General features: G+C 57.1%; 19 protein-coding genes. 9 read left to right on the plus strand and 10 right to left on the minus strand.

Annotated features, from left to right (window positions below; translation table 11 throughout):
* Nucleotides 1-163: 163 nt before the first annotated feature.
* The 4 genes from ORG26_RS01820 to ORG26_RS01835 all read left to right on the plus strand — a co-directional run bounded on the left by ORG26_RS01820 (nucleotide 164) and on the right by ORG26_RS01835 (nucleotide 4,827).
* On the plus strand, nucleotides 164-2,956 hold the full coding sequence (locus ORG26_RS01820; protein WP_266366815.1) for a M16 family metallopeptidase: 2,793 nt from the start codon (nucleotides 164-166) through the stop codon (nucleotides 2,954-2,956).
* A 194-nt stretch (nucleotides 2,957-3,150) separates the two neighbouring features.
* Entirely contained in the window at nucleotides 3,151-3,534 is a 384-nt protein-coding gene (locus tag ORG26_RS01825; RefSeq protein ID WP_266366816.1) for a hypothetical protein, read from the plus strand.
* An 82-nt stretch (nucleotides 3,535-3,616) separates the two neighbouring features.
* Nucleotides 3,617-3,793: a hypothetical protein gene (locus tag ORG26_RS01830; protein WP_266366817.1), complete on the plus strand. Its 177-nt coding sequence runs from the start codon at nucleotides 3,617-3,619 to the stop codon at nucleotides 3,791-3,793.
* Nucleotides 3,794-3,912: 119 nt separating this feature from the next.
* Nucleotides 3,913-4,827: an EamA family transporter gene (locus ORG26_RS01835; protein ID WP_266366818.1), complete on the plus strand. Its 915-nt coding sequence runs from the start codon at nucleotides 3,913-3,915 to the stop codon at nucleotides 4,825-4,827.
* Nucleotides 4,828-4,905: 78 nt separating this feature from the next.
* Here ORG26_RS01835 and ORG26_RS01840 read toward each other — a convergent pair whose 3' ends face one another.
* Entirely contained in the window at nucleotides 4,906-5,661 is a 756-nt protein-coding gene (locus ORG26_RS01840) for an SDR family NAD(P)-dependent oxidoreductase (RefSeq protein WP_266366819.1), read from the minus strand.
* Nucleotides 5,662-5,751: 90 nt separating this feature from the next.
* Entirely contained in the window at nucleotides 5,752-7,338 is a 1,587-nt protein-coding gene (locus tag ORG26_RS01845; RefSeq protein ID WP_266366820.1) for an acyl-CoA carboxylase subunit beta, read from the minus strand.
* 96 nt (nucleotides 7,339-7,434) lie between these two features.
* Between ORG26_RS01845 and ORG26_RS01850 the strand changes: the two genes are divergently transcribed.
* The 4 genes from ORG26_RS01850 to hslU all read left to right on the plus strand — a co-directional run bounded on the left by ORG26_RS01850 (nucleotide 7,435) and on the right by hslU (nucleotide 11,005).
* Complete coding sequence (locus ORG26_RS01850) at nucleotides 7,435-7,968, plus strand: LVIVD repeat-containing protein (protein WP_266366821.1); 534 nt, start codon at nucleotides 7,435-7,437, stop codon at nucleotides 7,966-7,968.
* Between the two features lie 11 nt (nucleotides 7,969-7,979).
* On the plus strand, nucleotides 7,980-8,729 hold the full coding sequence (locus ORG26_RS01855; RefSeq protein ID WP_266366822.1) for an LVIVD repeat-containing protein: 750 nt from the start codon (nucleotides 7,980-7,982) through the stop codon (nucleotides 8,727-8,729).
* Nucleotides 8,730-9,455, plus strand: a complete 726-nt coding sequence (locus ORG26_RS01860; protein WP_266366823.1) for a DUF3575 domain-containing protein — start codon at nucleotides 8,730-8,732, stop codon at nucleotides 9,453-9,455. It abuts the gene before it with no gap.
* A gap of 152 nt (nucleotides 9,456-9,607) precedes the next feature.
* Nucleotides 9,608-11,005: an ATP-dependent protease ATPase subunit HslU gene (gene hslU, locus ORG26_RS01865; RefSeq protein WP_266366824.1), complete on the plus strand. Its 1,398-nt coding sequence runs from the start codon at nucleotides 9,608-9,610 to the stop codon at nucleotides 11,003-11,005.
* A 56-nt stretch (nucleotides 11,006-11,061) separates the two neighbouring features.
* On the opposite strand, the gene ORG26_RS01870 is transcribed toward hslU, so the two are convergent.
* The 5 genes from ORG26_RS01870 to ORG26_RS01890 all read right to left on the minus strand — a co-directional run bounded on the left by ORG26_RS01870 (nucleotide 11,062) and on the right by ORG26_RS01890 (nucleotide 16,249).
* On the minus strand, nucleotides 11,062-11,631 hold the full coding sequence (locus tag ORG26_RS01870) for a 1-acyl-sn-glycerol-3-phosphate acyltransferase (protein WP_266366825.1): 570 nt from the start codon (nucleotides 11,629-11,631) through the stop codon (nucleotides 11,062-11,064).
* A 188-nt stretch (nucleotides 11,632-11,819) separates the two neighbouring features.
* Nucleotides 11,820-12,965 carry a site-2 protease family protein gene (locus tag ORG26_RS01875; RefSeq protein ID WP_266366826.1) on the minus strand — a complete coding sequence of 382 codons (1,146 nt, stop codon included), beginning with the start codon at nucleotides 12,963-12,965 and terminating at the stop codon, nucleotides 11,820-11,822.
* Complete coding sequence (locus ORG26_RS01880; protein WP_266366827.1) at nucleotides 12,928-13,596, minus strand: HAD family hydrolase; 669 nt, start codon at nucleotides 13,594-13,596, stop codon at nucleotides 12,928-12,930. The genes ORG26_RS01875 and ORG26_RS01880 overlap by 38 nt, the downstream gene beginning before the upstream one ends.
* A gap of 97 nt (nucleotides 13,597-13,693) precedes the next feature.
* Nucleotides 13,694-14,647: an acetyl-CoA carboxylase carboxyltransferase subunit alpha gene (locus ORG26_RS01885; RefSeq protein WP_266366828.1), complete on the minus strand. Its 954-nt coding sequence runs from the start codon at nucleotides 14,645-14,647 to the stop codon at nucleotides 13,694-13,696.
* A gap of 174 nt (nucleotides 14,648-14,821) precedes the next feature.
* Nucleotides 14,822-16,249 carry an MBL fold metallo-hydrolase RNA specificity domain-containing protein gene (locus ORG26_RS01890; protein WP_266366829.1) on the minus strand — a complete coding sequence of 476 codons (1,428 nt, stop codon included), beginning with the start codon at nucleotides 16,247-16,249 and terminating at the stop codon, nucleotides 14,822-14,824.
* 392 nt (nucleotides 16,250-16,641) lie between these two features.
* Here ORG26_RS01890 and dacB point away from each other — a divergent pair, with 392 nt between their 5' ends.
* Nucleotides 16,642-18,177, plus strand: a complete 1,536-nt coding sequence (dacB, locus tag ORG26_RS01895) for a D-alanyl-D-alanine carboxypeptidase/D-alanyl-D-alanine endopeptidase (RefSeq protein WP_266366830.1) — start codon at nucleotides 16,642-16,644, stop codon at nucleotides 18,175-18,177.
* A gap of 126 nt (nucleotides 18,178-18,303) precedes the next feature.
* On the opposite strand, the gene ORG26_RS01900 is transcribed toward dacB, so the two are convergent.
* From ORG26_RS01900 to hslV, 3 genes are read right to left on the minus strand one after another with little or no spacing between them, the layout of a single operon-like run.
* Nucleotides 18,304-18,762: a response regulator gene (locus ORG26_RS01900; RefSeq protein WP_266366831.1), complete on the minus strand. Its 459-nt coding sequence runs from the start codon at nucleotides 18,760-18,762 to the stop codon at nucleotides 18,304-18,306.
* Entirely contained in the window at nucleotides 18,716-20,167 is a 1,452-nt protein-coding gene (locus ORG26_RS01905; RefSeq protein ID WP_266366832.1) for a sensor histidine kinase, read from the minus strand. The genes ORG26_RS01900 and ORG26_RS01905 overlap by 47 nt, the downstream gene beginning before the upstream one ends.
* A 59-nt stretch (nucleotides 20,168-20,226) precedes the next feature.
* Nucleotides 20,227-20,766: an ATP-dependent protease subunit HslV gene (gene hslV, locus ORG26_RS01910; RefSeq protein WP_266366833.1), complete on the minus strand. Its 540-nt coding sequence runs from the start codon at nucleotides 20,764-20,766 to the stop codon at nucleotides 20,227-20,229.
* Nucleotides 20,767-20,879 lie beyond the last annotated feature (113 nt).

The following is a 20,879-nucleotide window of genomic DNA, read 5'->3' on the forward strand; positions in this document are numbered from 1 at the left end:
AGTTTCTGGTGTCTGGATTACGCACTTCAACAAACATAGAGCCGACCTGCCGAGGTCGGCTTTTTTATTTTCCGAAGATACCGCCTATCCTCCTCATCTTGACACTGATACGCTAATTTCCTAACTATAGGGCAACGATAACCTTACTCTTCCAGGTTCCCCTATGCGAACACTTCTCACCATCACCCGCCTGCTCCTGCTGGCGGTTCTGCTGCCCGGCACCACGAGTCTGCTGGCCCAGAGTCTGCCCGAGGGCGTCACCAAGGTAACGTCCGTGGAAGGCATCACGGAGTACCAGCTGAAGAACGGCCTGCGGGTCCTGCTCTTTCCCGACCCGTCGAAGCCGACGATTACCGTCAACATTACCTACCTTGTAGGCTCCCGGCACGAAGGATACGGGGAAAGCGGCATGGCGCACCTGCTCGAACACATGGTGTTCAAAGGCTCGACCAAGCACCCCAACATCCCGCAGGAACTGACCGAACACGGCTCCCGGCCCAACGGCACGACCTGGTACGACCGCACGAACTACTTCGAAACCTTTTCGGCCACCGACGAAAACCTGAAATGGGCGCTCGATCTGGAAGCCGACCGGATGCTTAACTCCTTCATCAAAGCGGAAGACCTCGCGACCGAATTCTCCGTGGTGCGCAACGAATTTGAAATGGGCGAAAACTCACCCCAGTACGTGCTGATGGAGCGCATTCTTTCCTCGGCCTATCTGTGGCACAATTACGGCAAATCGACCATCGGCTCCCGGGAAGACATCGAGCGGGTGCCCATCGACAACCTGCGGGCTTTTTACAAAAAATTCTACCAGCCCGACAATGCCATTCTGCTGGTGGCGGGAAAGATCGACGAAGCCAAAACCATCCAGCTGGTTCAGGAGCACTTCGGCTCCATTCCGCGTCCGGAGCGCCAATTGGCCAAAACCTACACGGTGGAGCCTACGCAGGACGGCGAGCGTTTTGTCTCGCTGCGGCGGGTCGGCGATACGCAGGGCGTAGGCGTCGCCTACCACACCCCGGCGGGTGCCCATCCGGACTACGCGACGCTCGACGTGCTGATGGACGTGCTGACGAACGAACCTTCGGGCCGACTGTACAAGGCGCTGGTCGAATCGAAAAAAGCGGCGTTCCAGTACGGCTGGACCCCCGCCCTGCACGACCCCGGCTTTGCCTATTTCTACGCCGAAGTGCGGAAAGAACAATCGCTGGACTCGGCCCGAACCGCCCTGCTCAGTACGCTGGATGCCGCCGCGAAAAAAGTGCCGACGGCCGAGGAAGTGGAGCGGGCCAAAACCAAGCTGCTCACCGACATCGAAACCCTGTTCCGGAGTTCCGACCGCGTGGGGCTAAACCTGAGCGAATGGATGGCCGCGGGCGACTGGCGGCTGGTCTTCCTCTACCGCGACCGGATTCGGAAGGTAACGCCCGCCGATGTGCAGCGCGTGGCGGCGGCCTATCTGAAGCCCTCGAACCGCACGGTCGGCACGTTTATTCCGGACCAGACGCCCGACCGGGCCGAAATCCCGGAGAAGCCGGATGTGATGGCGATGGTGAAAGAGTACAAGGGCGAAAAGGCGCTGGCTGCCGGGGAAGCGTTTGACGTCACTCCCGCCAACATCGACGCCCGCACCAAACGCGGCCAGGAGCCGAAAAGCCTCAAATACGCCCTGCTGCCCAAATCGACCCGCGGCAACAGCGTCAACGCCCAGCTTACGCTTCGTTTTGGCGACGACAAAACCCTGATGAACCGGGCCACCGCCGCCAGCTTTACGGCGGCCATGCTGGAACGCGGCACCAAAACCCGCACCTACCAGCAGATCCGGGACGAGTTCGACAAGCTGAAGGCACGCGTGTACACCTACGGCGGCGGACAGACGGCGGGCGTATCGGTTGAAACGTCCAAAGACAACCTGCCGGCCGTGATGAAGATTGTGACGGATTACCTCAAAAATCCGACGTTCCCGGAAGCCGAATTTGAAAAACTGAAGCAGGAACGCCTGGCCGGCATCGAAGCCCAGAAGCAGGAACCGGATGCCATTGCCTTCAACCTCTCCCAGCGGACCCTGAACCCGTATCCGAAAGGCCACCCGATGTACGTCATGACCTTCGACGAGCAGATTGAAGCCATCAAAAACCTGAAGCTGGATGAAGTCAAACAGTTTTACAAGGACTTCTACGGAGCCGATAACGCTACCGTGGCCGTGGTCGGCGATTTCGACGAAGCGTCGCTGCGAACCATGCTGAAAACCGATCTGGCCAGGTGGAAGTCGCCAAAGCCCTACACCCGGATTGCCCAGTCGTATCAGGAAATCAAACCGGGCACGCAGTCCGTCCAGACGGCGGACAAGGCCAATGCCACCTACGTAGCGGGCTACAAGATCGCCATGCGCGACGATGACCCGGACTATCCGGCGCTGGTGCTGGGGAACTACATGTTTGGCGGCGGGTTCCTCAATTCCCGGCTGGCTACCCGGATTCGGCAGAAAGAAGGCATTTCGTACGGCGTAGGCTCGCAGGTGAGTGCCGACCCGCGCGACAAGGTGGGCTCGTTTATGACCTATGCCATCTACAATCCCGAAAATGCCGAGAAGCTTGAAAAAGCCTATCAGGAAGAGTTCGAGAGAGTGGTGAAAGAAGGCTTCTCGCCGGAGGAAATCAAGGCGGCCAAAAGCGGCTGGCTGCAGAGCCGTCAGGTTACCCGGTCGCAGGATGGTTCGCTGGCCAGCCGCCTGAACTACTTCCTGGACCTGAACCGGATGATGGTCTGGGACGCCGACCTGGAGAAGAAGATCGAATCCCTGACGCCGGACCAGATCAATGCCGCCATGAAAAAGTACATGGATTACAGCAAGCTGGTGGTTATCAAAGCCGGTGATTTTGAGAAGGCGGCCAAAAAAATTGCCGAAAAACAACCCGCGGGTGCCGCCGGGGGCGCGAAGAAGCAGTAGTCCGGGGCTTGCCAATTGTATCTCTTTTCTGTTCGTAACGCGGGTCGAAACCCGCGTTACTTATTTATCTCCTTCACACTCAGGGAATATTAAATAATTTTTTAAATTACATGTAACCGCCGTTAGACAAATGAAGGAAGTGGCACGGATATTGCCTCGATAAACGTTGCAACCGAATCCATAAAATAGTAACGATGAACTCTGTCTCTTATCACTTAAATCACTTAGACAATCAATCGGAAAATAATAGCCAGGCCCTGCCGGACTGGGGGCTTGCCGCGGAGGAGCTTTACACGCGCTACCATTATTTATCCGAATTGCAGACGAGGGCCCGGCAGCTTCCGATCGATGAAGTCCATCAACTGACCATCGGCCACCTGATGCAGGTTCTGATGGAAACGCTCGTGGAACTGGTCGAAGACATTTCTGCAGAGACCGCCGCCGCTGCGGGCGAACGCGAGGTTTCCGCCCAGCTTCGCCGTCACGCTTCTGTCATTCAGGCTGTCGTTCAACAGGTTGACACCGCCGCCGGGAAATTGATCGACCAATTCCCAGCCTTGAAGGAAGGGGTCGAATGAATCCGATAAGAACAATTTATCCCTGTTTACGCCTACACCGTAAGGGCACCCGAACAGGATTACGTATAACTCACCGTATTCCGTGACCTACAGCGACATTTACATTGCTGAACTGCTTAAGCAGGTGAAATCAACCACTGATCCCCAATTATTTGACGCGCTTTTTCTGGTGTATGTCCAGCGGTGCCGTGCCCGCATTCGCGCCGCCTCCGCCTATACCCATGTCCCACAACCAAGCCCCGACATTCCGTTTGCCTGAACACTACATCTACGTTTCGTTAAATACTTTTTTGGCCCTTTTTCTAATTTCATAGGCGCTTCCGGGAATTATTCTATTCTTTTGCGACTTACGTCTGCATAGCCATTGTCCCGTGCGTTATGAATACCCAACTTGCCAGCCCACCCGCCAGAGAAAATCGACTGACGCTGTTTCTGGCCCTGGCTTCCGTTTATGTGTTGTGGGGGTCTACGTATCTGTTCGTTCACTTTATGACGGAACAGATGCCTCCGCTGTATATGGCCTCCCTTCGGCTGAGTTCGGCGGGGGCTTTGCTGTATCTGTACGCACGGCTGACCGGAACCGCCGCTCCCGGCCGCAAGCAGTGGCTGTCGGCCGGCTCCATCGGCGTGCTGCTGTTGACCATTGCAAACGGCTGTATGACGCTGGCCCTCCAGTACATTCCTACCAACATCGCCGCGCTGATTTCGGCCACGGTGCCCGTATTCATCATTTCGCTTAACTGGATTGCCTTCAACCGCGTCCGCCCGACGGTGCTGGCGATGCTTGGCCTTGGGGTCGGCCTGCTGGGGGTGGCCCTGCTGGTGCGGCCGGGCGGCGGAAACACCGGCGGTCCGGGTCTCTGGACCGGCGTCGGGCTGATTACCATCGGCAACCTGTCGTGGGCGGTCGGCACGCTGCTTTCCTCCCGGCTTTCGCTGCCGCCGCAACTGATTTCCAGCGCCGTCCAGATGCTGGTCGGCGGTGGAATCATGTTCGGCCTGAGCATGCTGACCGAAGACGCAACCCTGCTCAGCATCAGCCAGGCACCTCCCAAAGCCATTGGCTCACTGATTTACCTCATCATTTTCGGCTCCATCATCGGCTTTTCGTCATTCGCCTGGCTGGCCCGAAACGCCCCCCCGCAGTTGGTCTCCACCTACGCCTACGTCAACCCCGTCGTCGCGATGATTCTCGGCTGGGCGTTCGCCGGCGAACACCTCACCCTCCACTCCTTCATCGCCGCCGCGGTCATTCTGGCCGGCGTGGTGTTGATTACGCTGGGAAGAAAATGACTGAATGACTGATTAGCTCTGCTAATTCTGGTACTATGGAGCTAATCGGTCATTCAGTCATTCAATCATTCAATCATTTCAAAACGGCGGTGGGCTTACGCTGGTCCAGCCGCCGTCGACGATGAGGCTTTGGCCGGTGATGTGGCGGGAGGCGGGCGAAAGCAGGAAGAGGGCGGCGTTGGCGATGTCGTCCACGGTGGCCGGGCGGCCCATCGGCGTTATCTTCGACCAGACCGGAATGTAATTCGGATCGTCCAGCGTCCGCTCGGTCTGGGTGGCTCCGGGCGCAATGGCGTTGATGGTGATGCCGTGGGGCGAGAGGTCAAGCACCAGATTTTTGGCCAGCATTTCGAGGGCAGCCTTGGTCATGCTGTAGGCCGCCAGCCCCGGATGCGCCTGATGGCCCACGACCGAGGACATGAGCAGAACGCTCCCGCCGGTTTTCTGCTCGCGCATGTGCCGGGCGGCCTCCTGCGTCAGAAAAAAACTGCCCCGGAGGTTGAGGTCCATCACTTTCTGAAAATCGTCCGGCGAATATTCAAAGAAGTCGCCGAAGATGGTGATGCCCGCATTGGCGACGAGTAGCGTCAGACCGCCGAACTCCTGCACGGCCACGGCGACCATTTTCCGGATAAAGGACACGTCGGAGGCATCGCCGGGCAGGGCCAGACAACGCCCCCCTTCCTGCCGGATGGTTTCGGCGGCGGTTCGGACCAGTTCAACATCGGAATCATTGAGCAGGACGGCGGCTCCCTGACGGGCCAGCTGGCGGGCGATGGCAAAACCGATCCCCTGCCCGGCCCCGGTGACCAGGGCGGTTTGGTTCTGAAACATACGCAGCTACAACGCGCGGATTTTTGATTCGCGAAAAAGAAAACAAAGGCGGAGCGGACCCAGAAGCGGGTCCGCTCCGCGATTTGGGAATTACAGCGGAATATTGCCGTGTTTTTTCTTCGGCAGCGTGGCTACCTTATTTTCCAGCATCCCGAGAGCCCGGATGAGCTTCTGCCGGGTCTGGTGCGGGTAGATCACCTCGTCGATATAACCCCGGTGGGCCGCTTTGTACGGATTGGCGAACTTCTCGGTGTATTCGCTCACCTTCTCCTGCAGTTTGGCCTGCGGGTCGTCGGCCTCGGCAATTTCCCGCTTGAAGATAATTTCGGCGGCTCCGCCGGCGCCCATCACGGCGATTTCGGCGCTGGGCCAGGCGTAGTTCAGGTCCGCACCGATATGCTTCGAGTTCATGACGTCGTAGGCCCCGCCGTAAGCCTTGCGGGTGATGACGGTCACGCGGGGCACGGTCGCCTCGCAGAAGGCGTAAAGCAGCTTGGCCCCGTTGGTAATGATGCCGTTCCATTCCTGGTCGGTGCCCGGCAGAAAGCCCGGTACGTCTTCCAGCACCAGCAGCGGTATGTTGAAGGAATCGCAGAAACGGACAAACCGGGCGGCTTTCGTACTGGCGTTGATGTCGAGAACGCCAGCCAGCACCGCCGGCTGGTTGCCCACGATGCCGATACTGCGGCCCGCCATCCGGGCAAAGCCGACGACGATGTTTTCGGCAAAATTCTTATGTACCTCGAAAAAGGAATCCGCATCCACCAGTTCCTCAATGACCTCGCGCATGTCGTAGGGCTGGTTCGGGTTTTCGGGAATGATGCGGTCCAGCTTACTGCGGGTCTCGTCGGCGGGTTCGTAGGGCAGCCGCGGGGCATCGTCTTCGCAGTTCTGCGGGATGTAGCTCAGCAGTTGCCGGATGTACTGGAGGCATTCCAGTTCGTTGGCGCAGGCAAAGTGCGTCACGCCCGACTTGGTGCTATGCGTACTCGCCCCGCCGAGTTCCTCGCTCGTGACGGTTTCGTGCGTCACCGTTTTGACCACGTTCGGGCCGGTCACGAACATGTAGGACGTATTTTCGACCATCATGATAAAATCCGTGATGGCCGGACTGTAGACCGCGCCGCCCGCGCAGGGCCCCATCACGGCCGAAATCTGCGGGATGACGCCCGAGGCGAGGGTGTTACGGTAAAAAATATCGGCATATCCGGCCAGCGACAGCACGCCTTCCTGAATCCGGGCACCGCCGGAGTCGTTGAGGCCGATGACCGGCGCGCCGTTTTTCATGGCCAGGTCCATGATTTTGCAGATCTTTTCCGCATGCGTTTCCGACAGGGCCCCGCCAAAGACCGTGAAGTCCTGCGCGAAGACGTATACCAGCCGACCGTCGATGGTGCCGTAGCCCGTCACCACGCCGTCGCCGAGGTAATATTCCTTGTCGAGCCCGAAGTCCTTGGTCCGGTGCATGACGAATTTGCCGATTTCCTCAAAGGAGCCTTCGTCGAGCAACAGGGCGACGCGTTCGCGGGCGGTCAGTTTTCCTTTTTTGTGCTGGGCATCGATTCGTTTCTGCCCGCCGCCCAGTTCGGCCTCGGCGTTTTTACGGGCAAGTATTTCATTTTTTGAGGGTTGCGAAGAGTCCGGGGATATCACTGGGTTCGGGGTTTCAGTCTGCATGCGGTGTATGGGAAAGTGTCTGCAACAAAGTTAAATTTTTGTTGAGAATCCAACGCTTAGAACAGTTTTTGTATCATCACCGGTAAAAGACATCTTATGCCAAAACGCTACTTCCCTTCCCTGGGTCTGTGTGTGCTGACGGGGCTGCTGATGGGCTGCGAACCGGTTGACAGTGAACCCGAAACGACTACGACGGGTTTGAGGCCGGTTTATGCTTCCTATACCGAAATCCGCAGCATCCAGACGCTGGACCCGCAGCCCATGCGCAATCCCGGCAAGATTTACCTCAAAGACAACCTGCTGCTGGTCAACGAGGTCGGTCGGGGCATTCACCTCATCGACAATTCGAACCCGGCCCAGCCCGTCAAACTTTCGTTTGTGTCCATTCCCGGCAATCTGGATCTGGCGATGAAAGGGTCGGTGCTGTATGCCGACAATACGCTGGACCTGGTGGCGCTGGATTTGTCGAATCCGCGCGCCGTGAAAGTGGTTAAACGCATCGAAAACGCCTTCCCGTACCAGGCCTACCCGAGCGAACGCGGCGTCCGCTTCGAATGCGCCGATCCCGAAAAAGGGGTGGTCGTGCGCTGGGAGAAAACCAGTCTTAAAAACGCCCGCTGTCACCGCTAAGCCCTTCCGACATGAAAAAGCTTTTCCTCCTTTCGGCCCTGGCGGCCCTGCTGGGCAGTTGTTCGTCCGAAATCGGCAGCAAGGACGCCGTTTCACCGGGCACGGGCATTGGCGGTTCGATGGCCCGGTTTACCGTCGCCGGCAATACGCTGTACCGCGTCGGGACCAACAACCTGCAGGCTTACGACATCAGCAGCGCCGCGGACCCCAAACCCGGACAGAACATTCCCCTGAACTTTGGCGTGGAGACGATTTTTCCGTACCGGAACAATCTCTTCATCGGCACCCAGACGGGCATGTACATCTTCGACATCAGCCAGCCCAACGCGCCCCGGCAGCTCTCGTTTTACAGCCACTTTGTGAGCTGCGACCCGGTGGTGGCCCAGGGCAACTACGCCTACGTGACCCTGCGCAGCGGCACGACCTGCCGGAACAACAACCTCAATTCGCTGGATGTGGTGGACATCCGGAACCTGTCGGCGCCCCGGCTGGTCAAAAGCTACCCGATGCGCAACCCGCACGGGCTGGGCGTGGACGGCAACCTGCTGTTTGTCTGCGAAGGAGATTTTGGCCTGAAAGTCCTCGACATCACCGACCCGGAGAACGTCCGGGAGATTCGGTTTCTGGAAGATATTCAGTCGTACGACGTTATTCCGGCCCGCAACATCCTGATCGTGACGGGCAAAGGCGGCATTTCCCAATATAGTTATACCGAAGCGGGCAGCCTCAAACTGCTCAGCAGTCTTGCGGTTGAAAAATAAATGAAGAAACTTTTCCTGTTACTCGCCGTACTACTGGGCGGCCAAATGGCGCACGCCCAGGACACCCTGACGCTGAAACAATTTGAAAAAGAATCGTTTGCGGTCCTGAAATGGTCGCCGCTGACGCTGCTGAACCCCGACCCCTCGCTGCAGGTGGGCGCCGAATTCCGGACCTCTGCCCGCGAATCGGTGCAGGCGGAGGTCGGCTACGGTCGCTTTGCCTCCTGGGGGACGGACAACGAAGAATACCGCTTCAAGGAAACCTGGCGCGCCCGGGCCGAGTACCGCTGGTACCTGCGTCCCTACCGCAAACGGCAGCGTCCGGGGCAGTTGGGCGCGTTTCCGTTCGGGACGTATCTGGCGGCGGAGCTTTTTTACAAGCAGATCAACGTTCTGGACCGTGGAACGGTCGGCCGGGACTGTGCCGACGGCGGTTTCAACTGCGCGTATTTCGAAGACACGTACCAGCCCGTTTCGCGGTTTGTCAAGGCGGGTTATTTCAAAATTGGCTGGCAGATGCCGTTTTCGACCCGCCCGCTCAGCCGCTTTCTGATGGATTTCAACGTGGGTATCGGCTTCCGGCACGTGAAAGTGCGGCGGTACGGGGCCGAGGCGGACTTCTTCGGAGGCGCGTGGTTCGACCGCTTCGACTACCCCGATACGCCGCTGGTCCCAGACCTGACGGTGGGGTTCAAAGTGGGTTATCTGCTCCAGCGCAACAATTGATTTTGCAGGCTATGGGTTAGGCCATGCGTCAAAAAAAACGGCGTGGTCGAATCCACAATGCCGTTTCCTGTGTTTCTTTGTTGAGCAACCCCGAATGCCTGATGATTGATGCCCCTTTTCATCATTCATTATTCATTTTTCATTAAAGAAACATGACCCAATCACTGAAGGACCTTACGCCACGCCAGATCGTTGCCGAACTGGATCAATACATTATCGGACAGCACGACGCCAAGCGCAACGTCGCCATTGCCCTGCGCAACCGCTGGCGGCGCATGAACAGCGCCCCGGAGATGCAGCACGAGATTGTCCCCAACAACATCCTGATGATCGGCGCTACCGGCGTCGGTAAAACCGAAATTGCCCGTCGGCTGGCCAAAATTGCCGACGCCCCGTTTACCAAAGTCGAAGCGTCCAAATTCACGGAAGTCGGCTATGTGGGCCGCGACGTGGAGAGCATGGTGCGCGACCTGGTCGAACAGGCCGTCAACATGGTCAAGGCCGCCAAAAAAGAGCAGGTGAAAAGCCGCGCCGCCCGGCTGGTGGAAGACCACATTCTCGACATTCTGATTCCGCCCGTCAAACAGCCCGCCACCGGATTTGTGATGGAAGACCGGAACAGCGACCGCATTCCCGACTCGGATGCCGAACTGAACGAGCGCACCCGCGACCGCTTCCGCGAAAAAATCCGGACCGGCGAAGTGGATCACCGCGAAATCGAAATTGAAGTGCAGCAGGCCCAGACGCCCAATATCGGGATGATCGGCGGGACCGTGGACGAACTGTCGATGATGAACATTCAGGACATGATCGGCGGCATGCTGCCCCGCCGCGGCCGCAAACGCAAGGTGACCATCGCCGAAGCCAAAAAGATTCTGCTGGAAGAAGAAGCGGCCAAGCTCATCGACATGGACGAGGTGAAGGACGAAGCCATCCGCAAGGCCGAAAATACGGGCATTATCTTCATCGACGAAATCGACAAGATTGCTTCCGGACGCGGCAATGGCGGTTCGGGCGGCCCGGACGTAAGCCGGGAAGGCGTGCAGCGCGACCTACTTCCGATTGTCGAAGGGAGCGCGGTGAACACGAAGTACGGCGTCATCAACACCGACCATATTCTGTTCATCGCGGCGGGGGCCTTCCACGTCTCCAAACCCAGCGACCTCATTCCGGAGCTACAGGGCCGCTTCCCGATCCGGGTGGAACTGCAAAGCCTGTCGGAAGACGATTTTTACCGGATTCTGAGTGCTCCCAAAAACGCCCTGACAAAGCAGTACGTGGCGATGATGCAGGCCGAAGGGGTGGAACTGACGTTTCAGGACGAAGCCCTGCTGGAAATCGCCCGGATTGCGTTCGGGGTCAACTCGGAGATGGAAAACATCGGCGCCCGTCGCCTGCAAACCGTCATGAGTCAGCTGCTCAACGATTTCATGTTCGACATTCCGGACGTGATCGGACCCAACGCGCACGTGGTCATTACCCGCGAAATGGTGCAGGAAAAACTCAGCAGTCTGGTGCAGAACCGGGATTTGAGTCAGTTTATTCTATAAAATCCAAGTAGGGAAGTCAGAGGCCATTGGCCGACGACCTCCCTACTTGGGGTCATTCAGGCAATCTCTCCTGTCCGTTCGTACCGTTTCAGCCATTCTTTATGCACTCCCTGCACCTGGCTGAAAAATTCGTAGACGGCCAGCATATCCCGCTGATAATCGCCCGTTACGTAGATGGGTTCTCCCAGAATGACGCATTTGCGGGGGTGGTCGAACCCGACCGGAACCAGGGGAACGCCGGCCTTCAGCGCCATGTAATAAAAGCCGGTTTTGAGCCGCGCCACATCGCTACGGGTGCCTTCGGGCGCAATGCAGATATGCAGTGATTCACTGGAATTAAACTTTTCAGCAACCGCATCCACGAAGTTGTTGGAGCGGCTCCGGTCCACCGGCTCACCGCTCAGCGCCCGGAAGAACCAGCCCGAATACCATTTGAACAGTTCTTTCTTGGCCAGATACCGCACGTTCATGTTGAACGTCGCCCGCGCCCCCACGCCCACCGGAAAGTCCCAGTTGCTACTATGCGGAGCCACCACCCAGATGCTTTTTGGCAGATGATGGGGCACCGGCCCGGCCACTTTCCAGCCTGCCAGCCGGTAAAGCCATTTAAAAAGTAAGCGAAACATAAAGAAGTTCTTGGTTTATAGTTTAGGGTTTATAGTTTGGGAGGCAAGCAATAACCCTCTGTAAGTCAGAACGATGCCCATAAACGATAAACCTCAAACTAATTCATAACCGGTACTTGCCCGAATGTATGATGGAGCGATGGAATGACCAACGCTCAGACTACGTCCTGACCGAAAATTGAGACGGACTAGGTAATCACGAAGGGCTGCGGACTGAAGCAGAGGATGAAAATAAGGAGCGCCAGCCAGCCCAGCACTTTCCGTTTGGTGTCCAGCGGTTCGTCGTATTCCGTATCCGGGTGGTGTACGCCCAGAAAACGGCCCAGAATAAAGATAAACAGCAGAAAGCCGGGATAGCCCTCCCAATCCGGCTGGAGGTAAGCCAGCAGAAACTGCCCCGCCACCACGCCCAGCGCGATGAGCAGGCCCGTCATCCGGTTTTCGCTCAGCCGGAAACAGCTCAGGTACAGCACAAAGACGTAAAACGCCAGTTTTCCCATTTCGTTCCAGAACAGTTCGTCGTTGGCCACGGCAAAGTCCGAAGGCTTGAAAAACCCGATTCCCGCGTAGAACATGAACGAAACGAACAGCGTCGGGGCCACCACCCGGAAGGCCCGGCGACCAATCAGGCCGTACAGAATGTGCCCGCCGTCGAGCTGGCCGATGGGCAGCAGATTGAGCGAGGTAAAAAACAGCGAGAAGTAGCCCGCCAGCAGGAATGGGTAGTGAATTACTTCGTAACGGTGCGGCATCAGCGCCGGATCGGCCACGTATGTCCGGAAGAGCCAGAACAGGATGTTATCGCCAAACGACAGCAGGCTTTCGGGGGGCAGGTTGCCGTAAACAAACTCCCCGTAGCGCTCGCCAAACTGCCGGTAATTGGGGTGAATGGAATACACATAATCCAGCGGCGGCAAGTGCGTAAACCCGTACCACAGCACCAGCAGGGCGGCCACAAAGCCCGCCAACGGCCCGGCAATGCCGATGTCGAAGTATTTTTTCCGGCTGGCAATGTAGTCCTGAATCCGGATGAAAGCCCCGAGCGTCCCGAGGCTTTGGCCGAGGCCGAACCAGAGCGGAATGTAATACGGCAGCGTCACGCGAACCTGGTGGTATTTGGCCGTGAAGTAATGCCCGAACTCGTGGATGGTCAGAACGGCCAGAAACGGCAGCGAATACTGGAAGCCGTTCAGGAATTCGGGCAGGCCCAGGTTGGCCGTGGGGTCCAGAAAAGAACGGCCGGTCATCCATTCGGTACCGGCCAGGGTGGTGGTAATGAGCGTCAGCAGAAACAGGCTAACCTGCAATAGTAGCGTCTTCGTTCGTGGGTTCATCGCGCAGATAATCAAGAATCGTCAGGGGCGGCTGGACCTGCACCGCCACAATACCTAACTCAGCAGCCCCGCGGATGTTATCGGCATTGTCGTCGAGGAAAACGGTCTCCCCGGCCACCAGCCCCGCATCGTCGAGCACATACTGATAAATATCGGGCGAAGGCTTCATCATCCGGATTTCGTAGGAATAATACACCTTCTCGAAGAGTTCGTTGAGCGTCGGGACGCCTGCCACCTGGTGCAGTTTCTGGTTGACTTCCCGAATATGAATGGGACTGGTGTTGCTCAGCAGGAAGAGCCGGTAGCGGCCTTTCAGCTCCTGAATGCGTTTGATCCGCTCGATGGGCAGGTCGAGCAGGAGTGTATTCCAGGCTTCGTCGATCACCTCATCGGCCCATTCCTTATTGGCCAGAATCTGCCGGATGTGGTCGCGGAACCCCTTGTCGTCCACCAGTCCCGTTTCGAACTGCTGAAACACCTGGTGTTCCCGGAACAGAATCTGCACCTGCTCCAGGGTCAGGCCCGACAAGCGCGAAAACGCCAGTGCCGTCAGGCTGACGTTGATGGGAATAATGACATCTCCGAGGTCGAAGATGATGTTTTTGATGTTGGGGGTCAGGACGCTGCTCATAAGTCTTGAACTTGGATTACGCAGATTTACAGATGAACAGGAGAAAATTAGGGGCAATCTCCTGTTAATCCGTAAATCTGCGTAATCCGGGTTCTGATTATTCTACCACTACTCCCATCGAGCAGAACTTCTCGATCCGTTGATCGATCCGCTCTTCCGGGGAGAGTTCATTCAGTTCGGCGATGGTTTCCAGAATGACTTTTTTAAGCCGCTGGCCCATTTCGACGTGGTCGTTGTGGGCGCCGCCCATGGGTTCCTCAACGATGCCGTCTACCAGTCCGTTTTTCTGCATATCCCGGGCGGTCACCTTCATGGCCTCCGCCGCCTGTTCCTTATAGTCCCAGCTGCGCCACAGGATCGTCGAGCAGTTTTCGGGCGAAATAACGGAGTACCAGGTATTTTCCAGCATCAGGACGCGGTCGCCGATGGCGATCCCGAGGGCCCCGCCGGAAGCGCCTTCCCCGATGATGACGGAGATAACGGGCACCCGCAGCATGAACATTTCCTTCAGGTTCCGGGCGATGGCTTCACCCTGTCCACGCTCTTCGGCTTCCAGACCCGGGAAAGCGCCCGGCGTGTCGATGAGCGTCACGATGGGCTTGTTGAATTTCTCGGCCAGCTTCATCAGACGCAGGGCCTTGCGGTAGCCTTCAGGGTTGGGCATCCCGAAGTTCCGGTGCTGGCGCTGCTTGGTGTTGCGGCCTTTCTGCTGTCCGATAATCATCACGGTCTGCCCTTCGATTTCGCAGAAACCACCGACCATCGCCGGGTCGTCGCGGACGGTCCGGTCGCCGTGCAGTTCGATAAACTGCTCACACATCTGTTCGATGTAGTCCAGCGTGTACGGCCGGTCCGGATGACGGGAAAGCTGCACCCGCTGCCAGCGGGTCAGGTTTTCGAAAATTTCGTGGCGAAGTTTGTCGATGCTGACTTCGAGCGACTGAACGGCTTCGCTGACATCAACATTATTTGTTTCAGCCAGCTTCTTCATATCAATCAGTCGTGCTTCCAGGTCAGCGATGGGCTTTTCAAAATCCAGATACGTTCTCATTCTAAAAAAATTGAGGCGTAAATTAATAAGTCGTAAGTCATAAGTCGTAAGTCGTAAGTGCTATGCCTATTGTAACATCCGGCCAGGCACTTACGACTTATGACTTACGACTTGTGACTTATGACTTACGACTTTAGTGCGACAAAGTTAACGGAAAATCCGAATCGGCAACGGTCAGAGCGGATAGCTCTGTCCGCGTTTAGGGATTTCTACCTGCGCATAGCCTTCTTCTTTCAGCGTTTCCTGGAAAGCGATCATGCTGGAGTATTCCCCGTGAACCAGAAACACCTTCTGCAACTTTCCGGGGTCCTGCTGTTTCACAAACCGGAGCAGATCGTCGCGGTCGCCGTGGCCGCTGAACACGTCCGTCCGTTCCACGCGGGCATTCACCGGCTGTTCTTTCCCTTTGATGGAAATGGTGGGCTGGCCGTTCAGCAGCCGCCACCCCAGCGTTCCTTCGGCGCAGTAGCCGATGATGAAAATGGTGCTGTAGGGGTTGCTGATGTTGTTGGCGACGTGGTACTCCACGCGCCCGCCCTGCACCATGCCCGAAGACGAGATGATGATACACGGCTCGTTGTAGTTCGACACCTCCTTGCTGGCCTTCGAGCTTTCGAGAAACTGGAAGTTTTCGAAGTCGAAAAGCGTCTCGTTTTCATCGAAGAACTCCCGCGCTTCCTTGTTCAGCATCCGGATGTTTTTCTGGTACACCTTCGTGCTTTCGAAGCCGAGCGGACTGTCGGAGAAGACCTTGATAGCCGGAAAGTTGTGTTCCGAATACAGCCGGTTGAGCGTGTAGAGCAGCGCCTGGGTCCGCCCCACCGAAAACGACGGAATGATCAGCCGCCCCGGAATGTCGATGCAGGTGCGCTTGATGACGTCGGCCAGCACCGTTTCGGGCGCGTCCTGATCGACGTGCAGCCGGTTGCCGTAGGTCGATTCGCAGACCAGATAGTCCACCGGCGGCACCGTATCCGGATTGACCAGCAGGGGGTAGTTGCTGCGCCCGATGTCGCCCGAGAAGCAGATCGTTTTGCGCCGCCCGTCTTCGTAGACGCCCACCACGATATGCGCCGCCCCGAGCAGGTGTCCGGCCTGGATGAACGTCACGTCCACGTTGTCGGCCACTTTGAACTTCCGGTTGAAAGCAATCGGAACCACGTTATCCATCGTTTCGGTCACCTGTTTGTCCAGAAACAGCTCTTTCTGCATTTCCACAAACCGCTTCTTCACCCGCTGTTTTTTGCTGCGGGCCAGGTCGTTCAGACGGCGCTGGTTGAGGGAAGCGGAGTCGCGGAGCAGGAGTTCCGTCAGCGCGTACGTGGGTTCGGTACACAGAATCTGCCCTTCGTAGCCTTCCCGGTACAGGTTAGGCAGGTTACCACTATGGTCGATATGGGCGTGGGTCAATAAAACAAGGTTGATACCGGATGCCTCAAAAGGAAAGTACCCGGTATGGTTGTTGGTCGGGAGCTCGCTGCCTTCGGTCGAACGATCCAGGTCAGAACCACAATCGATCAGGATTCTGAAATCGTCGTCGGTCTCCAGCATAAACATGCTGCCGGTTACCTGCCGGGCTGCCCCCCAAAATGTCAACTTCATTCGTTTATCATCTAGGTAATTAGTTCAAAATCAATTTATAGTCTGCGGTTTGCACCTTCAGGCAATAGAAACAGGAGAAAGGAGACGAGCTGTCGTTCCTGATTGAACCCTTGTAAGTCGTTTCTCTTTTGCTATGGCCTGCTATGGTGTACCATCAGGAGTTGTCGGCCTCGTTATTCCAAAAATTAGTAACCATAAATCCACTATGCCGCCTGGTTTAGGGAATAGGCTTTACGATTATCGAAGTCTGTACGGTGAATGATTTGCGTCGCCCTCCGGAAAGTGGCCGCTAAAGAGTCGCAGAATCGGTAAGTTTGCAAATCTACAAAAAACCCGCTGGCAAAGTGACACCTTTCTCCAAAGACCTTCATAACCTTAGCCTGTACGCTCCTATGCGGTTTCTAACGTATATTCTTGTCGGATTGTTGGTATTTGGTGCGCATTATTCCCCCGCCCAGAATTACACCGGAGCGCCGACGGCCCTGCCCGCCGCGCCAGATACGGCGGCGCTCCGGCGTTTATCCATCGTTCTGGAAGAACTGCGCAACAGTCCGCTGGTGCGTCACGGCACCGTCGGATTCAGCCTGCGGCGGGCGGGCGACGGGCAGCCGCTGGCCGAACTGAACGCGGTCCAGAGCCTCGCCCCCGCCTCCACCCAGAAGCTCGTCACCACCGCCACCGCCCTGGCCGTGCTGGGCGAAGGATACTCCTACCAGACCTTTCTGGAATACGACGGCGCTATCCGCGACAGCGTGCTGACGGGCAACCTGTTCATCCGCGGTACGGGCGATCCCTCGCTGGGCAGCAGCCGGTTTGCCGGTTTTGCAGACCAGAATACCCTCCTGCGCAACTGGCTCGACGCCCTGCGGCAGGCGGGCATCCGGCGCATCGAAGGCAGTCTGGTCGGCGACGCCACGGCCGTTCAGGCGCTGCCCGTACCGGGAACCTGGTCGTGGGACGACATGGGGAATTATTACGGAGCGGGCGTGTTTGGCCTTAATTTTAACGAAAACCTCTACCGGGTAATTTTCCAGCCCGCCCGGACGGTCAGCCAGCCCGCCCGTATCCTGCGTACCGAACCCGCCGCGCCCTACCTTCAGCTGCGTAACCGCGTCCGGACGGGTCCGGCGGGGTCGGGCGATGAGGTCATCATTTACAACGCGCCCTACTCCTCGCAGGTGTTTCTGGAAGGCACGGTACCGGCGGGTGTGGCATCGTTCGCCGTGCGCGGCTCCCTGCCCGACCCGGCCTACGCGGCGGCGCAGCAGTTACACGACCACCTGACAAAATCCGGCATTGTGGTCACCGGCGGTCCCCTTTCCATCGGTCCCGGCTCGGTTCTGACCAGCGAACCGGCCGCTTTCCCCGGCAAACGGACGGCCCTGCACGTGCATTCTTCGCCCGTGCTGTCGGAACTAACCCGGCAGACCAATTTTCAAAGCATCAATCTCTATGCGGAAGCGCTGCTTCAGGCGGTGGGCACCCATCTGGCCAAACGGCCGCTGGAGACCAGCGAAGCGGCTCAGGAAGTGGTCCGTTTCTGGCAGCGGAAGGGCATTGATCTGGGTGGTTTCCGCATGCGCGACGGCAGCGGACTGTCTACCAGCGGCGCCCTGACCACCTCGGGCCTGAGCGCCATTCTGGCCGCCATGAGTCGGGAAAAATCGTTTGGCGCCTTCTACGAAAGCATTCCCGTGGTCGGCGAATCGGGAACGGTGCGGTCGCTGGCCCGGCGAACGTCGGCGGCCGGGAATGTGCGGGCCAAGAGCGGCACCATCGAAGGGGTCCGGGCGTATGCCGGGTACGCCACCTCCCGCAGCGGAGAACTGCTGGCCTTTTCGGTCATCGTGAGCAAATACGAATCCGGCACCCTAAACGCCGTCATGCCCTACCTGGAACGGCTGATGGTGCTGATGACGGAGCTGTGAAAAGAGGTATGAGGGGATAGGTATGAGGTTGGGGGTGCGGTATAAAGAAGGAGGTGGCTTTGCCAATCAGTTTTTGACCGGCGAAGCCACCTCATACCTAAAACCTCATACCTAAAACCTCATCTCCTATTCATCTTCCTTCGCTGCCATTTTCACCGTTTCGAACCAGTAGCTACCGATGGCTTTGGTTACGTCCATCAGTTTCTGGTACGAGGTGGGCTTGGTAATAAAGCTGTTGGCACCCCAGAAATACGAATTTTCAATATCATCCTGAGCGTCGGAAGTGCTCAGAACCACAATGGGAATGTGCCGCAGTTGCCGATCCATCTTGATTTCCTGCAACGCCTCCCGGCCGTCTTTACGCGGCATGTTCAGGTCGAGCAGGATCAGTTCGGGCAGTTCGTGCGCTGCGTTTTCATAACGTCCGGTACGGCGCAGGTATTCCATCAGTTCTTCCCCATCCTCCACAAACTGCATTTTGCTTACCGGAAAATGATGCTGAAACGCCTCCCGGGTCAGGAAGCGGTCATCTTCATCATCATCCGCCAACAAGATGTGAACGGGTTTCGTGGGCTGTAGTGTCATGCTTAGGTTGATTTTGATTTTCAGGCAATACCACAATAAAGGCAGCACCCGCATTAGGACTTGACTGGGCCGTGATGACGCCCCGGTGATTGTTTAGAATCCGTTTGCAGATGGCAAGCCCGATACCGGTTCCTTCGTATGAGCTTTTGCCGTGCAGACGTTGAAAAATTTTGAAAATATGATCCAGATACTTCTCGTCGAAACCGATTCCGTTGTCCTGGACCGTTATTTTAAAATAGTTTTTACCCGGTAAAAGTTCCTCGAATGCCGAGCCGTCCACGGGTTCCGAAAAAATCTTTATCTCGGGCTGAACGTCCGGTTTACTAAACTTCAGGGCGTTCGAAATAAGGTTGATGAACAGGTGGTCCATCTGGTCCGGAACGGCCTCCACCACGGGCAGCGGCCCCACCTCGATGCGGGCGTGCAGGTTCTTGATCCGCAGTTCCTGATCGTTCAGAATACCCGCCACCACATCCTGCAAATGAACCTCCTGAAACGCCTCTTTCTTGTTGGAGATTCGCGAAAAATTAAGCAAATCCTTAATCATTTTCGACATTCGCTCCGCCGATTGCTGAATTTTTCCAAGAAACAGCCGGCCGTCTTCGTCGAGCTGCGGGCCGTAGCGGTCGCGCACCATGAAGGCAAACGACTGGATTTTCCGCAGCGGCTCCTGCATGTCGTGCGAAGCCACAAAGGCGAACCGCTCCAGCTCCTCGTTGGACACTTCCAGCTGAATGATTTTCTCCTGTAAATCCAGTTCGTAGGACCGCAGTTGCTCCTCCGTTTTCTGACGGGTCGACAGCTCGCTTTCCAGCAGATTGTACGAGACGATCAGCGTGACAAAGGTAAGAACCGAAAGAATGAAAGTCAGGATTACCGTGTTCCGAAATGATTCATCGGCCTCGGCGGCCTTGGTTCTGATCAGTTCCGCTTCCTGCCCGTACATCTCGCTGACCATCCGCCGGATGTAGTCCATCTTCGATTTTCCCAGCCGCATGTACGTATTGAGCATCTCCGGCGACTCTCCCTGCCGGACGGCGCGAATCTGCCGGTCGATCAGCACCAGCTTTTCGGAGGCGAGGTCTTCTATTTGCCGCAGTTTCTCTATTTTTCCGGGGCTCGTCACCAGCGGGCGCAGGCGGTCGAACGTCTGCCTGATCCGTGGGGCCGTATTCCGCTGCGGTTCCAGAAAATACTCCTCCCGCGTGGCGATGTACCCGCGGACCCCGGTTTCGGCATCCACCAGCAGCTGACGCACTTCGTTCAGATGGTTCAGAATCTGTTCGCTTTGCTGGATTTCGTTTCCCTGCTGGCGGTGGCCGTTATAGCTCAGCAACGTCAGGGCAAAGCCGAGCGCAATCAGGAGCAGCGCAATCACGAAGCCGTATTGGATACGCTTCCTCACCAAATTGTGCCCTCCTGACCGAATCATGGTATTCATGGTAAACGAACCCGCCGAGCCCGTTACAGGGTTTCGACGACCAGGTTATGGTTGGTATAGATGCAGATGTCGGCGGCGATGTTCAGGCTTTCGCGGACCATTTCTTCGGCCGTCAGATGCGGGGCGTGCTTTTTGAGCGCCACGGCCGCCGACTGCGCAAACATGCTGCCCGAGCCGATGGACGCCACCCCGTTGTCGGGTTCCAGCACGTCGCCGGTGCCGGAAATAATCAGCAGATCGTCTTTGCTGGCCACAATCAGCATGGCTTCCAGCCGCCGCAGAAAGCGGTCCATGCGCCAGTCTTTGGCCAGTTCGATGGCCGCCCGCTTCAGGTTTCCGCCGTAGCCGTTCAGTTTTTCCTCGAACCGTTCGATGAGCGTGAAGGCGTCGGCCGTAGAACCGGCAAAACCGGCCAGAACCTTTCCGCCCGCCAGGACCCGTACTTTCCGAACGTTGCTTTTGGCGATTGTATTGCCCATCGTGGCCTGCCCATCGGCGCCAAGGGCAATCTGGCCGTTATGATAAATTCCGATAACTGTCGTTGCGTGAATAGGCTGTTGCATGTAGATTTTCAATTAAACTTCAATTTTAACAAAAAACCGGCACTGATTGCCCGGAAAACTTCGCCTGTGACCTGTTTATCGGTGGTTGCCGGAGGTTGCGGCTACAAAAAAGG

The organism is Tellurirhabdus rosea (assembly GCF_026278345.1).
Classification (GTDB): Bacteria; Bacteroidota; Bacteroidia; order Cytophagales; family Spirosomataceae; genus Tellurirhabdus; species Tellurirhabdus rosea.

What these genes read in the sequence shown, in the direction of transcription:
- ORG26_RS01820 (WP_266366815.1), top strand. Translation starts at nt 164, where the DNA reads ATGCGAACACTTCTCACCATCACCCGCCTGCTCCTGCTGGCGGTTCTG.
- ORG26_RS01890 (WP_266366829.1), bottom strand. Translation starts at nt 16,249, where the DNA reads ATGAAGTTGACATTTTGGGGGGCAGCCCGGCAGGTAACCGGCAGCATG.
- ORG26_RS01880 (WP_266366827.1), bottom strand. Translation starts at nt 13,596, where the DNA reads ATGAGCAGCGTCCTGACCCCCAACATCAAAAACATCATCTTCGACCTC.
- ORG26_RS01825 (WP_266366816.1), top strand. Translation starts at nt 3,151, where the DNA reads ATGAACTCTGTCTCTTATCACTTAAATCACTTAGACAATCAATCGGAA.
- ORG26_RS01855 (WP_266366822.1), top strand. Translation starts at nt 7,980, where the DNA reads ATGAAAAAGCTTTTCCTCCTTTCGGCCCTGGCGGCCCTGCTGGGCAGT.
- dacB (WP_266366830.1), top strand. Translation starts at nt 16,642, where the DNA reads ATGCGGTTTCTAACGTATATTCTTGTCGGATTGTTGGTATTTGGTGCG.
- ORG26_RS01850 (WP_266366821.1), top strand. Translation starts at nt 7,435, where the DNA reads ATGCCAAAACGCTACTTCCCTTCCCTGGGTCTGTGTGTGCTGACGGGG.
- hslV (WP_266366833.1), bottom strand. Translation starts at nt 20,766, where the DNA reads ATGCAACAGCCTATTCACGCAACGACAGTTATCGGAATTTATCATAAC.
- ORG26_RS01870 (WP_266366825.1), bottom strand. Translation starts at nt 11,631, where the DNA reads ATGTTTCGCTTACTTTTTAAATGGCTTTACCGGCTGGCAGGCTGGAAA.
- ORG26_RS01875 (WP_266366826.1), bottom strand. Translation starts at nt 12,965, where the DNA reads ATGAACCCACGAACGAAGACGCTACTATTGCAGGTTAGCCTGTTTCTG.
- ORG26_RS01835 (WP_266366818.1), top strand. Translation starts at nt 3,913, where the DNA reads ATGAATACCCAACTTGCCAGCCCACCCGCCAGAGAAAATCGACTGACG.
- ORG26_RS01845 (WP_266366820.1), bottom strand. Translation starts at nt 7,338, where the DNA reads ATGCAGACTGAAACCCCGAACCCAGTGATATCCCCGGACTCTTCGCAA.
- ORG26_RS01860 (WP_266366823.1), top strand. Translation starts at nt 8,730, where the DNA reads ATGAAGAAACTTTTCCTGTTACTCGCCGTACTACTGGGCGGCCAAATG.
- ORG26_RS01900 (WP_266366831.1), bottom strand. Translation starts at nt 18,762, where the DNA reads ATGACACTACAGCCCACGAAACCCGTTCACATCTTGTTGGCGGATGAT.
- hslU (WP_266366824.1), top strand. Translation starts at nt 9,608, where the DNA reads ATGACCCAATCACTGAAGGACCTTACGCCACGCCAGATCGTTGCCGAA.
- ORG26_RS01885 (WP_266366828.1), bottom strand. Translation starts at nt 14,647, where the DNA reads ATGAGAACGTATCTGGATTTTGAAAAGCCCATCGCTGACCTGGAAGCA.
- ORG26_RS01840 (WP_266366819.1), bottom strand. Translation starts at nt 5,661, where the DNA reads ATGTTTCAGAACCAAACCGCCCTGGTCACCGGGGCCGGGCAGGGGATC.